Below are 14,977 nucleotides of genomic sequence, written 5' to 3' on the forward strand. Positions count from 1 at the left end.
TCAGTGCGCCCCCTGCAGTTCGCCATCGGTCGTGCCCATGTAGGCTTCCATCACTTGTGGGTTGTTCGAGACTTCTTCGTAATTGCCTTCGGCCAGCACTGCGCCGCGCTGCAACACAGTGATGCGGTCGGCGATCGTGGAGATGACCTTCATGTTGTGCTCCACCATCAGAATGGTGCGGCCGGCCGACACCTTCTTGATGAGCTGCGTGACGCGGTCCACGTCCTCGTGGCCCATGCCCTGCGTGGGCTCGTCCAGCAGCATGAGCTCGGGCTCCATGGCCAGGGTGGTGGCGATCTCGAGTGCGCGCTTGCGCCCATAGGGCAGGTTCACCGTGACCTCTTCGGCCATCTCCTCGAGGCCGACCTCGGCCAGCAGCGCGCGCGCCTGGTCGTTGAGCTGATTCAGCGATTTCTGGCTGCGCCAGAAATGAAACGAGGTGCCGAGCTTGCGCTGCAGGCCCAGGCGCACGTTCTCCAGCAGCGTGAGGTGCGGGAACACGGCCGAGATCTGGAACGAGCGGATCACGCCGCGGCGCGCAATCTGCGCCGGCTGCTCGTTCGTGATGTCGTGGCCGTTGAAGTGGATCGTGCCCGAGGTCGGCACGAGGAACTTGGTCAGCAGGTTGAAGCAGGTGGTCTTGCCCGCGCCATTGGGACCGATCAGGGCATGGATGGATCCGCGTTGCACGCTCAGGTTCACGTCGCTCACGGCGGTGAAACCCTTGAATTCCTTGGTGAGGTGGGATGTTTTCAGTATGACGTCGCTCATTGCCACCAAGCACGCACGGCACGGATGTGCGGTACGGCTTTACTCCTTTATATGTTGCAGCGCATCGTAGAAGGCCGGACCTCGCCTGATGAACGGGAGAAATGCCTACGTACAAACGCCTAAGCTCGCCCAACACGCAATAAGCACGGGCATTTTGTGTTAGATCAGACACCAGCGACGGCCAGCACAATGGCCGATTCATCGGCCGCCAGCAGCACGCGCGAACGCGCGCGCAGGCCCGAGGCCGGCGCGGCAAAGCCCACCATCTGCATGCCGGCGTCAAGCTGCGCCGCCACTTCATCGCCAAGCTCGCCACGCGACACGCGCGTGGCCCGGCCCGGCCACCGGTTGCAGCCCGGACCGACCGGCTCCTTGCCCAGCGGCAGCACGCGCACCGCCGTGGCCTTGCACAGGGCCTGCACGTGCACCCCGGTGCGCAGGCCCAGCAGCTCGGCGCTTTCGCGCGTGATGCGTGCGAACACCTCCAGACCTGCGGCAGCATCGCCAGCACCGCGCAGGTGTACGCGCACGATCTGTCCGCGCTCATCCATGCCCTGGACGATGCAGGGCCATTGGTTGCGCATGCTGGTGCGCACCGACAGGCGCGCCACGGCCAGGTCTGCGTCGCCGCCTTCGCCCAGCTGCGCCAAGGCCGAGGTGCGCGCCTGCTGCACGGCATCGGCCGCGGCCAGCAGTTGCTGGCCGGCTGGCGTAAGCCGCGCGCCACCGCCGCCCACGCCGCCCACCACGCGCTCCACCAGCGCCACGCCCGCCAGGTTGGTGAGCGTGTCCAGCGCCTGCCACGCGGCCTTGTAGCTCACGCCCACGGCGCGTGCGGCCTGCGAGATGGAGCCGCCCTGGCCGATCTGGCGCAGGATGTCGATGCGCTTGTCGGCCATGCCATGGCCCAGGGCATCCAGAAACGATTGGGATTGCTGCATGGCGCGCATCATGCCGCCCGCGACCAGGCGCTGGCTATACTCACCGCTATTCACATCTGGAATAGCGAGGTCGTTTCCATGCTTGGTTTTTCTTCTGGCAAGACCCTCTTGGTTGCTGCTCCGGTTGCTGCATTGCTCGCCGCGTCGGCAGCCCAGGGCGCCGAGGTCTCCGTGGCCGTGGCGGCCAACTTCACCGCACCCATGCAGAAGATCGCCGCCGCCTTCGAGCAGGACACGGGGCACAAGGCCCAGCTGTCATTCGGCGCCACGGGCAAGTTCTACGCACAGATCGCCAACGGCGCGCCGTTCGGCGTGCTGCTGGCGGCCGATGACAGCACGCCCGAAAGAATAGCCAGGGAAGGCCTGGGCGATGGCGCCACGCGCTTCACCTACGCCATCGGCCAGCTGGTGCTGTGGAGCAAGCAGGCCGGCTACGTGGACGCCGACGGCAAGGTGCTGAACAAGAGCGACTGGAAGCACATCGCCATCGCCAACCCCAAGCTGGCCCCCTACGGCCAGGCCGCCATGCAGACGCTGGACAAGCTGGGCCTGAGGGCACAGGTGCAGCCGCGCATAGTGCAGGGCGAAAACATCGCTCAGGCCTACCAGTTCGCCGCCTCGGGCAATGCGCCGCTGGGCTTTGTGGCGCTGTCGCAGGTCATGGAGGGCGGCAAGCTGCGCGAAGGCTCGGCCTGGGTGGTGCCCGCCGGCATGCACGAGCCGATCCGTCAGGACGCCATCGTGCTCAAGCCGGCCCAGGGCAACGCCGCCGCCGCCGCGCTCATGGACTACCTGCGCGGCGAGAAGGCCCGCGCCATCATCCAGTCCTACGGCTACTCTTTTTGATAGCGCTTTGCGCTCTGTTTTCCTTTACTTCAGTAGTATTAACGCCTGAAATCAAGTAAAACAAACGTTTACAGCTCTCGTTTAAATAGCATTGACTCCCCCCCTGCTAAGTCCCGAAGACTGGGCCGCCATCACCCTGACGCTGGAGCTCGCCGGTATCACTACCGTGCTGCTGCTGGCCTTGTGCACGCCTCTGGCCTGGTGGCTGGCGCACACGCGCTCGCGCTGGCGCGGCCCGGTGGGCGCGGTGGTGGCCTTGCCGCTGGTGCTGCCGCCCACGGTGATCGGCTTCTATCTGCTGGTCACCATGGGCCCCCATGGCCCCATCGGCCAGCTGACCGAAGCGCTGGGCCTGGGACGGCTGCCATTCACCTTCCCCGGTCTGGTGATCGGCTCCATCGTGTATTCCCTGCCGTTTGCCGTGCAGCCGCTGCAGCGCGCCTTCGAGGCCCAGGGCCGGCGCCCGCTGGAGGTGGCAGCCACGCTGGGCGCCGGCCCGCTGGACCGCTTCTTCACCGTCGCCCTGCCCCTGGCGCGCCCGGGCTTCGTCACCGCCGCCATCCTGAGCTTTGCGCACACCGTGGGCGAGTTCGGCGTGGTGCTCATGCTCGGCGGCAATATCCCCGGCGTGACGCGCGTGGTCTCGGTGCAGATCTACGACCATGTGGAGGCCATGGAATACGCCCAGGCCCACTGGCTGGCCGGCGGCATGGTGGTGTTCGCCTTCATCATCCTCATGCTGCTGCACTGGCTGCAGCCCAAGGGGGCGCGATGAGCGGCATCCAGGCCCGGCTGCGGCTCACGCGCCCGGACTTCACGCTGGACATTTACCTCGAACTGCCCGGGCGCGGCGTGACGGCGCTGTTCGGCCCCTCGGGCTGCGGCAAGACCAGCTGCCTGCGCGCGCTGGCGGGGCTGGAGCGCGCGCAGGGCAGCGTGCGCGTCAACGGTGAGCTCTGGCAGGACAACGCCAGCGGCCACTGGCTGCCCACGCACCGGCGCGCGCTGGGCTATGTGTTCCAGGAGGCCAGCCTGTTCGCGCACCTGAACGTGCGGCGCAACATGGAATATGGCCTGCGCCGCCAGCCGCCCGCGCGCCGGCGCGTGTCGCTGGAGCAGGCCGTGGAGCTGCTCGGCCTGGGCGCGCTGCTCACGCGCATGCCGCACACCCTGTCGGGCGGCGAGCGCCAGCGCGTGGCCATCGCCCGGGCCCTGGCCACCAGCCCGCGCGTGCTGCTGATGGACGAGCCCCTGGCCGCGCTGGACGCCGCGCGCAAGGCAGAGGTCATGCCCTACCTGGAGCGCCTGCAGCGCAGCCTGGACATTCCCGTGCTCTACGTGAGCCACTCGCCCGACGAGGTGGCGCGCCTGGCCTCGCACCTGGTGCTGCTGCAGGCCGGCCGCGTCACGGCCCAGGGCCCCACGGCCGAGCTCATGGCGCGGCTGGACCTGCCGCTGGCGCACGGCGACGCCGCCGCCGCGCTGGTGCAGGGGCGGGTAGCGGCGCACGACGTGCACGATCACCTGCTCACCGTGGCGATCCAAGGCGGACAGTTGCAGCTGATCACCCACAGGCCGCGCATGGTGGGCGAATCCGTGCGCCTGCGCGTGCTGGCGCGTGACGTGAGCCTGGCGCGCACGCACGCGGGCGACAGCAGCATCCTCAACCTGCTGCCCGCACGCATCACGCAGTTGGCCGACGACGAGCCGGGCCAGGTCCTCGTGGCGCTGGACGCAGCGGGCACGACGCTGCTGGCGCGCATCACCCGGCGCTCGTGCCAGAACCTGGCACTGGCCGTCGGTGACGCGGTTTTTGCCCAGGTCAAAGGGGTCGCACTGATGGATTGAGCTGATGCTGATGGCGGGGCCGTATTGCGCCGCAAGGCCGCGGGCGGCCCCCGCGGCGGCGCAGCTTGCTCGCGATCACCGCCTCATGCCGCCGCCGGGTCCACATCATTTATTTGTAGAGCAACTGCGGCAGCCACAGGCCGATCTGCGGCCACACGTACAGCAGCACGATGGCTAGCACCTGGATGCCCATGAAGGGCAACATGCCCAGGAAGATCTGGTTGAGCGTCACATGCGGCGGCGCCACGCCCTTGAGGTAGAACGCCGACATGGCCACCGGCGGCGACAGGAAGGCCGTCTGCAGGTTCAGCGCCACCAGCAGGCCGAAGAACAGCGGGTCCACGCCGAAGTGGCTCAGCAGCGGAATGAAGATGGGCATGAAGATCACGATGATCTCCGTCCATTCCAGCGGCCAGCCGAGCAGGAAGATCACCACCTGCGACAGCACCATGAACTCGATCTTGGTCAGGTTCATGGACAGCACCCATTTCTCGATCAGCTCCTGCCCGCCCAGCAGTGCGAAGGCCGCGGAGAAGATGGCCGAGCCCACGAACAGCCAGCACACCATGGCCGAGGTCTTTGCCGTGAGGTAGACCGATTCGCGCAGCACATCCATGTTCAGCCGCTTATAGGCGGCCGCCAGCAGGAAGCCGCCCAGCGCACCCATGGCGGCCGCCTCGGTCGGCGTGGCCAGGCCGAAGACGATGGAGCCCAGCACCGCCAGGATCAGCACCATGAGCGGGAAGAACGAGCCCAGCAGCATCTTGAAGATTTCCAGGCGCGCAAAGCTGAGGAACAGATAGAAGCCCGCCGTGGCCGCACCCAGCACGGCAAAGCCCACCCACCACCAGGTCGGCGCGGGCTGCGTGCCGGCCTTGGGCGCCGCATCGCCGGGCACGGGCGGTGTGGCCGGGCCCGGGGCGGGCGTCGCCGAGGCCGATGGCTCTGCGCCCGGGGGCTCCGCCAGGGCGCCGCCAGTTTCCGCGCCCGGGGGCTCCGCCAGGGCGCCGCCAGTTTCCGCGCCGGGGGGCTCCTGCAGGCCGCCGTCATCTCGTGGCGGCTCCTGCAGGCCGCCTTCGACCGGGGGTTCCTGCAGGCCGAAATCCGAGGCCACCCTGGCCTCTTCGCCGAAGCCGATGGGCTGAAGCTCGTAGACCGCCTCGGCAGGCACCGTGGTGACCATGCGCCAGCTGCTGGCGGCCAGCAGCACGAACAGCAGCCCCGGCAACACCACCAACACCAGTTGGCGCACTACATAGTCCAGCGGCACCTGCGCATTGCGCTTGCCCTTGAGCGCGCTCAGCAGGCGCAAGGGGGCATGCTGTCGGGTCTCGGCGGGCAGTGCCGCCGTCATGGCCGGCAGCGCCACCTGCCGGTCCTGTGCCGACAGCGGCGGCGCCCAGGCGGGCTTGATCTTGGCCACCACGATCACATAGATCACATACAGCCCCGCCAGCATCACGCCCGGAAAGAATGCGCCGGCATACAGCTGCACCACGGACACGCCGGCCGTGGCACCGTAGAGGATCAGCAGTACCGAGGGCGGAATCAGGATGCCCAGGCAACCGCCCGCCGTGATGGCGCCGGCCGACATGGGCGTGCTGTAGCCCGCGCGCAGCATGGCCGGCAGCGCCAGCAGCCCCATGAGCGTGACCACGGCCCCGACGATGCCCGTAGCCGTAGCGAAAATGGCGCAGGTCACCAGCGTGGCCACGGCCAGCGAGCCGGGCACGCGCGCCATCGCCAGGTGCAGGCTCTTGAACAGCTTCTCGATGAGGTTGGCGCGCTCAACCAGGTAACCCATGAACACGAACAACGGGATGGCGATCAGCACATCGTTGGCCATGCTCTTGTAGGCCGCCTGCACCATCAGGTCCAGCGTGCGCGTGATGTCGCGGTCGTAGGCCAGCCAGGTGAAGATCATGCCCATGCCCATCAGCGTGAACGCCGTGGGAAAGCCCAGCATGATGGCCACCACGACCAGCGACAGCATCAGCAGGCCCAGGTGGCCGCGCGTAACGGTCTCCACGCCCAGCAGCAGCCACGCGGCCGCGCCCACCACCAGCGCCATGATGGAGAAGCCGAACCACAATTCCTTGCGCATCTTCATGCCTTGCCCCCTTGCGCGCCCGACGCCACCGCGGGCACCTGCAGATCGCTGTCCTTCACGTGCACCATCTCCTTGAGCTTTTCTACATCCACCTCCTCCACGTCCTCACCGCGCCGCGGCCAGGCGCCCTGGCGCAGGCAGATCACGCAGCGCGCGATCTCCGCCAGGCCCTGCAGCAGCAGCACGGCACCCGCCACGGGGATCACGAACTTGAAGGGATACAGGGGCAGCGGCGTGGCGGAGAAGGTCTGCTCCCGGATGGCCAGCGATTCCTGCGCATATGTCCAGCCGGCCCAGGTCATCGCCAGCACACCCGGCAAAAAGAACAGGATGTAGAGCAGCAGGTCCAGACCCGCCTGCACGCGCGGGCTGAAGAACCCGTAGAGCACGTCGCCACGCACATGCCCGTTCTTGGCCAGCGTGTAGGCGCCGGCCAGCATGAACATGCTGCCGTACAGCATGATCTGCGCGTCCAGCACCCAGGCATGGGGGTTATTCAAGGCATAACGAGAGAAGACCTCCCAGCAGATCAGCACGGTCAGGCCCACGACGGCCCACGCGGCCGCCTTGCCGATGAAGGTCGACACGGCATCGACCCCAAGTAAGAGCTTTTTCATGGCTAAGGAACTCTGCGGCCCCGGGGGCCGGAAGGGATTGGCGCCGGCCACGGGCATCGCGCCCGGGCCAGCCGTGAACCAAGCGGGCCCCTGCGCAGCCCGCTCGCCTGCGCATCAGCCCTTGCGCTGCGCGAAGTAGTGGCTCCAGGCCATCTTGAAATCCACGTCGGTGTCGTTCTTCCAGCGGCCGCTGCGCTGCGCGAAGGCGCGCATGGAGTCCATGACCTTCTTGAACGTCGGGTTTTCGGCCGACTTCTTGGCCGTCACCTTGTCCCAGGCCGCGAGCTGCGCACGCAGGATGGCGTCGGGCGTCTTGTAGAACTTGACCCCCTGTTCGGCCTGCATCGCCGCATAGTCCTTGGCGTAGCGGTCGGCGGCCTTCCAACTCATGTCGGCGCTGGCGGCCTGCACCGCGTAGTCGATGACCGCCTTGAGTTCGGCCGGCAAGGCGTCGTACTTGCTCTTGTTGAACAACACCTCGAACTGCTCGCTGCTTTGGTGAAAGCTGTGCAGCATGCAGTTCTTGGCTACGTCCGGAAAGCCCAGCACGCGGTCGCTAGAGGCGTTGTTGAACTCGGCCGCATCCAGCAGGCCGCGGTCCAGCGCAGGCACGATCTCGCCGCCGGGCAGCGGGTTCACGGCCACGCCCATCTCGGTGAACACGTCCACCGCCAGTCCCACGGTGCGGAACTTCAGGCCCTTGAGGTCTTCCACCTTGGCCACCGGCTTCTTGAACCAGCCCAGCGGCTGCGTGGGCATGGGGCCGTAAAGCTTGGACACCACGTCCAGATTCAGGCTCTTGTAGATCTCGTCGAGCAACTCCTTGCCGCCGCCGTAGTAGTGCCAGGCCAGCACGCCATTGGCGTCCAGGCCGAAGGCCGGGCCCGAGCCCCACAGCGCCACGGCCTGGTTCTTGCCATACCAGTAGGCCACCACGCCATGGCCGCCATCGAGCGTGCCCTTGGCCACGGCATCCAGCAACTGGAAGGCCGGCACCACGGCGCCCGCGGGCAGCACCTCGATCTTCAGGCGGTTGCCCGCCATGTCGTTGATCTTCTTGGCCAGGTCTCCCGCGAATTCGTGAAAGATATCCTTGGCCGGCCAGGTGCTCTGGAAACGGAACACCGTGGTCTGGGCCGTGCTGATCATGGGCACGGACATGGCACCAGCGGCGACCGCAGCTCCCTTGAGTAGGTTACGGCGGCCTGTGGTTTGGGTCTGCTCTGTCATCTACTTCACTCCTTGGTTGGGATGCCTGGACAATCCAGACCCGCATCTTTGGCTGGTTGCAAATGCTCACAGAAGAGGGTTTACGCGAAGCATCCGCCCACAAAGTGCATCAACCCAGCCCATTGGTGCGGTGCACATAACCCCAAGCCATACAGTCCAGTCCCGTACACGACCATGCATATCAGGCGTTATGCGCTATGAATTGCATAGTCGTACGACTCCGCCTGCCGCCCTCTTCTATTGCGCCGCAACAAACTTCGATACCGGCCATGTATTGAGGAATGCCTGATGCACTGCAGCCGCTGCGGCGGCGGCCTTAAGCACACGGCTTCAGACAAGAATCGGGGCCTGAATAAGATCCGATTGACGCAAGAAGCTGTTTTCATCGCAAACGCATCCTCAACCGCAACACGGGAGCCCCGAATGACCGTGCCCCATACCGCCGAAGCCGGCGTGCAGCACATTCCCTTCGACACATTGCAGGCCACGCTGGCGCGCATCTTCGAGCGCCATGGCACCAGCGCCGAGGTGGCAGCGGTGCTGGCCCGCAACTGCGCCAGTGCCGAGCGCGACGGTTCCCACAGCCACGGCGTATTCCGCATCCCTGGCTATTTGTCCACCCTGGCCAGTGGCTGGGTGGATGGCCACGCCATCCCCCGCGTACAAGACGTGGCGCCCGGCTACCTGGCGGTGGACGCATGCAACGGCTTTGCCCAGCCGGCCTACATGGCGGCCTACGACGCGCTGGTAGCCAAGGCGCGCGCCAACGGCATCGCGCTGCTGGCCATCCACAATTCGCACCACTTCGCCGCCCTGTGGCCCGACGTGGAGCCCCTGGCGCGCGACGGCCTGGTGGCGCTGGCCCTGGTCAACAGCATGGCCTGCGTGGTGCCCAGCGGCGGCACCAGGGCGCTGTTCGGCACCAACCCCATCGCCTTTGCCGCGCCGCGTGCCGGCCACGACCCGCTGGTGTTCGACCTGGCGACCAGCGCCATGGCCCATGGCGACGTGCAGATCGCCGCACGCGAGGGCCGCCTGCTGCCCGAAGGCTTTGGCGTGAACCGCCACGGCCAGCCCACGCAAGACCCGCGCGCCATCCTGGACGGCGGCGCGCTGCTGCCGTTTGGCGGCGTACACAGCAGCTACAAGGGCTCGGCCCTGTCGATGATGGTGGAGCTGCTGGCCGCCGCGCTCACGGGCGGCCACTTCTCATTCGAGTTCGACTGGAGCGGCCACCCGGGCGCGCAGACGCCGCACACGGGCGAGCTCATCATCGCCATCGACCCGGCCAAAAACTGCGGGCGCGGCTTTGCCCAGCGCTGCGAAGAGCTGGTGCAGGCCATGGCTGGCGCGGGCCAGGCGCGCCTGCCCGGCGAGCGCCGCTACCGCCAGCGCGCCCTGGCGCTGCGCGGCGGCATTGCGCTGCCGGCCGATACCTGGTGCGAGCTGCAGCGCCTGGCGGACATGCAGGCCTGAGAAAATCAGTAAAAACAGCCTATAACGCCCATCAGTCAAGCGTTAACAGCTATCAAAAAATACTCACCCCGCAGCCGAGGCAGCACGCCCCCGCCTGCCGCGGCGCAGCGCAAACTGCAGGCAGCCCTGCCCGACCAGCGCCGCGCCCAGCAGCACGCACGACGATGCCAGCGCCGGGTTGGAACCCCAGCCCACCATCATGGTGAACAGCGCTCCCAGCGCCATCTGGGCGAAGCCATATAGCCCCACGGCCGAGCCTACGCGGCGGGAGTCCACGGTCAGCACCTTGGACAGCACCGCCGGGCTGACCAGGCCCGCGCCCAGCACGAACACCAGCATCAGCCCCACGGTGGCCGCAAGTGTGAGATGGCCCGCGAGCTCCAGCAGCAGAAACACCAGAGCGCTGGCCACGCTCAGCGCATTGCCCCAGACCAGCAGCCGGTCCAGCCGCACGGACAGCGCCAGACGCCGCGTGAGCGCGTTGCCCAAGGCCATGCCGATCATCACCAAGCCCAGCGATATGCCCACGTCGCGCAGCGGCCGCTGCAACTGCCCGGTGATGATGAATGGCGCCGCCGCGATGAAGGCATACGCGGACGTGGTGGCGCAGCCGCCCCCCACCGCATAGGCCAGGAAGCTGTGCGAGCGCAGCAGCGCCGCATAGTCGCGCGCCAGCGCGCCGGGACTCACGCGGCCCGTGGGCGCGCCGGTCTCGGGCACCATGCGCCAGGCCAGCAGCAGCGTCGCCGTGCCGGCCAGGGCCAGCGCCACGAACACCGCACGCCAGCCCCCCAGCGCCACCAGGCCCGAGCCCAGCAGCGGCGCCATGCCGGGGCCCACCATCATCATCAAATTGAGCAGCGCCAGCGTGCGCACGGCCTCCTGGGGGGCGTTGGTGTCCTGCACCATGGCGCGCCCCAAGGCCAGGCCGGCGCAGCCCCCCAGTGCCTGGATGAGCCGCGCCACGATGAGCATCGTGGCGCTGTGCGCCAGCATGGCGGCGATGCTGCCCGCCGCATACAGCGCCAGCCCGGCCAGCAGCAGCGGGCGCCGCCCCAGCGCATCGGACAGCGGGCCATAGATGAGCTGCCCGAGCGCCAGCCCCACGATGTAGAGGCTGATGGTGGCCTGCACCGCCGCCGCGCCCACGCCGAAGGAACGCGCCGCGTCCGGCAGCGCCGGCACGAACATGTGCATGGCCAGCGTGCCGCTCAAGGTGATCAGCACCAGCAGCCACAGCGGTGGCGCCACGGCGGTGGGCGGGGCGGGCATGCGTATCGGAATGGCGAGAAAGTGAGGGGAGGCGGCAGGATGCAGGCTGTCAGACGTCAATGGCCGCAGCCGATCCCGCCTGCTTGCGCAGCTCGAACTTCTGGATTTTGCCCGTGCTGGTCTTGGGCAGCTCGCCAAACACCACGGCGCGCGGCACCTTGAAGCCTGCCAGGTGCTTCTTGCAGTGCGCCACGATGTCCTCGGGCGTGGCCTGGGCTCCGGCCTTCAGCTCAACAAACGCACAAGGCGTTTCACCCCATTTCGGATCGGGCCTGGCAACCACGGCGGCGGCCAGCACGTCGGGGTGGCGATACAGCACGTCCTCGACCTCGATCGAGGAAATGTTCTCGCCGCCCGAGATGATGATGTCCTTGCTGCGGTCCTTGATCTTGATGTAGCCGTCCGGGTACTGCACGGCCAGGTCACCGCTGTGGAACCAGCCGCCCGCGAAGGCCTCCTCCGTCGCCTTCGGGTTCTTCAGGTAGCCCTTCATGGCGATGTTGCCGCGGAACATGATCTCGCCCATGGTCTCGCCGTCCTGCGGCACGGGCTGCATGGTCTCGGGGTCCAGCACGGCGGCGGCGCGCTGCAGGTGGTAACGCACGCCCTGGCGCGCGTTCAGGCGCGCGCGCTCGCCGATGTCCAGCGCGTCCCAGGCATCGTGCTTGGCGCACACCGTGGCCGGGCCATAGACCTCGGTCAGGCCATAGACATGGGTCAGGTCGAAGCCCATCTGCTCCATGCCCTCGATCATCGAGGCCGGCGGTGCGGCGCCAGCCACCATGGCCTTGACGCCGGCCGGCACGCCCTGCTTCATGGCCGCCGGCGCATTCACCAGCAGGCCATGCACGATGGGTGCGCTGCAGTAATGCGTGACACCATGCTCGCGTATGGCATCAAAAATCGCCTGGGCCTCCACGCGCCGCAGGCACACGTTGACGCCCGCGCGCGCCGCCACCGTCCAGGGGAAGCACCAGCCGTTGCAGTGGAACATGGGCAGGGTCCACAGGTAGACCGCATGCTTGGGCATGTCCCATTCCAGCACGTTGCTGATGGCGTTGATGGCCGCGCCGCGGTGGTGGTAGACCACGCCCTTGGGGTTGCCGGTGGTGCCCGAGGTGTAGTTGAGCGCGATGGCGTCCCACTCGTCGCCAGGCAGCTGCCAGGCGAACCGCGGGTCGCCCTGGGCCAGGAATTCCTCGTAGGTCTGTGTACCCACACGCTGCCCGGCCGGGCCATAGACGGCGTCCTCCACGTCGATGAGCAAGAGCGGCGCCTGCGACCGGCGCAGCGCCAGCGCCCTGGCCATGGTGGGCGCGAACTCCGGGTCCACGATCACGGCCTTGGCCTCGCCGTGGTCGAGCATGAAGGCAATGGTCTCGGGGTCCAGGCGCGTGTTCAGCGCATTCAGCACGGCACCCGCCATGGGCACGCCGAAATGGGCCTCGACCATGGGCGGGGTATTGGGCAGCATCACCGCTACGGTGTCGTTCTTGCCAATGCCGGCGCGGCGCAGGCTGCTGGCCAGGCGGCGGCAACGCGCGTAGGTCTCGCCCCAGGTCTGGCGCAGCTCCCCATGCACGATGGCCAGACGCTCCGGGTAGATCTCGGCCGTACGTTCTATAAAGGACAAGGGCGACAAGGGGGCGTGGTTGGCCTCGTTGCGCGGCAGATCCTGGTCGTACATGGTGTGGGTATTCATGAAGGCTCCGTGAAAGATGTTCTGCACGGCCGATTACAGCAAAGCCGGCTGACGCCTGACTGAGCACTGAGAGAAAATACCCCCGTGTCCATTCCCCAGTCGTTCATCCAGGAGCTGCTCGCGCGCGTCGATGTGGTCGATATCGTCGGCCGCTACGTGCAGCTGAAAAAGAGCGGCGCCAATTTCATGGGGCTGTGCCCCTTCCACGGCGAGAAATCGCCCTCGTTCAGCGTCAGCCCCTCCAAGCAGTTCTTCCACTGCTTTGGCTGCGGCAAGAACGGCAATGCCATCGGCTTCCTCATGGACCACGCGGGCATGGGCTTCGTCGAGGCAGTGCAGGACCTGGCCCAGCAGGCCGGCTTGCAGGTGCCGCAGGACGACATTCCGCCCCAGGAGCGCGAGCGCGCCGCCGCCCAGCGCCAGAAGCAGGCCACTTTGAGCGAGGTGCTGGAAAAGGCCGGCGAGTCCTGGCGCCGCCACCTGCGCGAGTCCCCGCGCGCCATCCAGTACTTCAAGGGCCGGGGCGTATCGGGCCAGGTCGCCAAGCGCTACGGCCTGGGCTACGCACCCGAAGGCTGGCGTGGCCTGGCCAGCGTGTTCCCCGAGTACGACAGCCCGCTGCTGGAGGAAAGCGGCCTGGTGATCGTGAACGCGGAGGACGGCAAGCGCTACGATCGTTTTCGCGACCGCGTGATGTTCCCGATACGCAATGTCAAGGGCGAGTGCATCGGCTATGGCGGGCGCGTGCTCGGCGACGACAAGCCCAAGTACCTGAACTCCCCCGAGACGCCGGTGTTCCACAAGGGGCGCGAGCTCTATGGCCTGTTCGAGGCGCGCGGCGCCATTCGCGAAATGGGTTATGCCCTGGTCACCGAGGGCTATATGGACGTGGTGGCCCTGGCCCAGCTCGGCTTTGCCAACGCCGTGGCCACCCTGGGCACGGCCTGCACCCCCGAGCACGTGCACAAGTTGTTCCGCTTCACCGACCAGGTGGTCTTCAGCTTCGATGGCGACGCGGCCGGGCGGCGCGCCGCGCGCAAGGCACTCGACGGAGCCCTGCCCTACGCCAGCGACACGCGCAGCGTGAAATTCCTGTTCCTGCCGCCAGAGCACGACCCCGACAGCTTCATCCGCACCTACGGACCCGAGGCCTTCGCGCGCCATGTGGGCGAGGCCATGCCGCTGTCGCGCTTTCTGCTGGAGGCCGCGCGCGAGGGCTGCGACCTGGGTACGGCCGAGGGCCGCGCCCACATGCTCAGCAACGCCCAGCCGCTGTGGGCGGCGCTGCCCGACGGCGCCCTCAAGCGCCAGCTGCTGGGCGAGCTGGGCGAACTGGGCCAGTTGCCATCCCAAGAGCTCGCCGCGCTGTGGGCGCAGGAAGGCGCACGTCATGCCGGGACGGCCAGCACGCCACAAGACGGCGCCCCGTTCGGCGAGGAGCCGCCCTGGGGCTACCAAGCCGCCGACCCATGGCATGGCAGCGCCGCCGCCGGCCAGCCCGCCCGCAGCTGGCGCAAGGGCGGCGACTGGAAAGGCAAGGGCGGCCGTTGGCGCCGCGATGACCAGCGCCCGGCGCAGCCGCCGCTGCCGCGCACGCCGCTGGCCGGCCGCGCCGACCATGCGGCGCGGCTGCTGCTGTCGCACATGCAGTTTCTGGAGGAACTGTCGCACGAAGACCATGGCCTGCTGCGCGAGCAGCCCGCACCCCATGGCGCGCTGTTTCTGTGGCTGGAGGGCCAGCTGCACGAGCACGGCCCCCAGTCCTGGGCGGTGCTGCGCGAGGCGCTGGCCGGCCGCGACTGCCAGGCCCTGGCCGAACGCGTGATGAGCGGCGCACACGCCCAGACCGAGGGTGACGAGGCCGAGCTGCGCGCCGAGCTGCGCGGCCTGCTCAACCGCATGCTCATCGACGCCCTCAAGCAAGAGCAAAACGCCTTGATCGCCGCCGCGGCCCAGGATCCAACGGCCCTGGAGCGCTACCGCCAGCTGCAGGAGCGCCGCCGCGCCCTGGAGGGAAGTGGCCGCGACGGATCTTGAATTCTGGCAAATCGGTATAATTTAAGGTTTGTCGGCAAGAGCGACAGCAGCACCTCCGGACCCGGGCAACCGTGACAACAGCGCACCACCGTCCCATCTCACCGCAAGGACTGCACACCAAATGTTC

The 14,977-nt window shown here is 67.7% G+C and carries 12 protein-coding genes; 5 read left to right on the plus strand and 7 right to left on the minus strand.

From position 1 onward, the window contains the following. Positions 1–771 carry an ABC transporter ATP-binding protein gene (locus P7644_RS13435; protein WP_404299768.1) on the minus strand — a complete coding sequence of 257 codons (771 nt, stop codon included), beginning with the start codon at positions 769–771 and terminating at the stop codon, positions 1–3. A 164-nt stretch (positions 772–935) separates the two neighbouring features. After that, on the minus strand, positions 936–1,724 hold the full coding sequence (locus P7644_RS13440; RefSeq protein WP_404303203.1) for a TOBE domain-containing protein: 789 nt from the start codon (positions 1,722–1,724) through the stop codon (positions 936–938). 66 nt (positions 1,725–1,790) lie between these two features. Here P7644_RS13440 and modA point away from each other — a divergent pair, with 66 nt between their 5' ends. The 3 genes from modA to modC all read left to right on the plus strand — a co-directional run bounded on the left by modA (position 1,791) and on the right by modC (position 4,406). Next, positions 1,791–2,558: a molybdate ABC transporter substrate-binding protein gene (gene modA / locus P7644_RS13445; protein WP_404299769.1), complete on the plus strand. Its 768-nt coding sequence runs from the start codon at positions 1,791–1,793 to the stop codon at positions 2,556–2,558. Between the two features lie 91 nt (positions 2,559–2,649). Beyond that, a complete protein-coding gene (gene modB, locus P7644_RS13450; protein ID WP_404299770.1) occupies positions 2,650–3,333 on the plus strand; it encodes a molybdate ABC transporter permease subunit in 684 nt (227 codons plus the stop codon). Then, on the plus strand, positions 3,330–4,406 hold the full coding sequence (modC, locus tag P7644_RS13455) for a molybdenum ABC transporter ATP-binding protein (protein ID WP_404299771.1): 1,077 nt from the start codon (positions 3,330–3,332) through the stop codon (positions 4,404–4,406). The genes modB and modC overlap by 4 nt, the downstream gene beginning before the upstream one ends. Positions 4,407–4,515: 109 nt before the next feature. Here modC and P7644_RS13460 read toward each other — a convergent pair whose 3' ends face one another. The 3 genes from P7644_RS13460 to P7644_RS13470 form a co-directional block, all read right to left on the minus strand. Then, positions 4,516–6,516, minus strand: a complete 2,001-nt coding sequence (locus tag P7644_RS13460; RefSeq protein ID WP_404299772.1) for a TRAP transporter large permease subunit — start codon at positions 6,514–6,516, stop codon at positions 4,516–4,518. Beyond that, positions 6,513–7,133 (minus strand): TRAP transporter small permease subunit, encoded by a 621-nt coding sequence (locus P7644_RS13465; RefSeq protein WP_404299773.1) that lies wholly within the window; start codon positions 7,131–7,133, stop codon positions 6,513–6,515. Before P7644_RS13465 ends, P7644_RS13460 begins: the two co-directional genes overlap by 4 nt. A 114-nt stretch (positions 7,134–7,247) precedes the next feature. Next, on the minus strand, positions 7,248–8,363 hold the full coding sequence (locus tag P7644_RS13470; RefSeq protein WP_404299774.1) for a TRAP transporter substrate-binding protein: 1,116 nt from the start codon (positions 8,361–8,363) through the stop codon (positions 7,248–7,250). A gap of 423 nt (positions 8,364–8,786) precedes the next feature. Here P7644_RS13470 and P7644_RS13475 point away from each other — a divergent pair, with 423 nt between their 5' ends. Then, positions 8,787–9,839 carry an Ldh family oxidoreductase gene (locus P7644_RS13475; RefSeq protein ID WP_404299775.1) on the plus strand — a complete coding sequence of 351 codons (1,053 nt, stop codon included), beginning with the start codon at positions 8,787–8,789 and terminating at the stop codon, positions 9,837–9,839. A gap of 63 nt (positions 9,840–9,902) precedes the next feature. Here P7644_RS13475 and P7644_RS13480 read toward each other — a convergent pair whose 3' ends face one another. After that, complete coding sequence (locus P7644_RS13480; protein WP_404299776.1) at positions 9,903–11,111, minus strand: Bcr/CflA family efflux MFS transporter; 1,209 nt, start codon at positions 11,109–11,111, stop codon at positions 9,903–9,905. A 49-nt stretch (positions 11,112–11,160) separates the two neighbouring features. Further along, positions 11,161–12,813 (minus strand): acyl-CoA synthetase, encoded by a 1,653-nt coding sequence (locus P7644_RS13485; RefSeq protein WP_404299777.1) that lies wholly within the window; start codon positions 12,811–12,813, stop codon positions 11,161–11,163. 84 nt (positions 12,814–12,897) lie between these two features. Between P7644_RS13485 and dnaG the strand changes: the two genes are divergently transcribed. Beyond that, entirely contained in the window at positions 12,898–14,850 is a 1,953-nt protein-coding gene (gene dnaG / locus P7644_RS13490) for a DNA primase (RefSeq protein WP_404299778.1), read from the plus strand. Positions 14,851–14,977: the final 127 nt, after the last annotated feature.

The organism is Alicycliphilus denitrificans, assembly GCF_044792555.1.
Taxonomy (GTDB): domain Bacteria; phylum Pseudomonadota; class Gammaproteobacteria; order Burkholderiales; family Burkholderiaceae_C; genus Alicycliphilus; species Alicycliphilus denitrificans_A.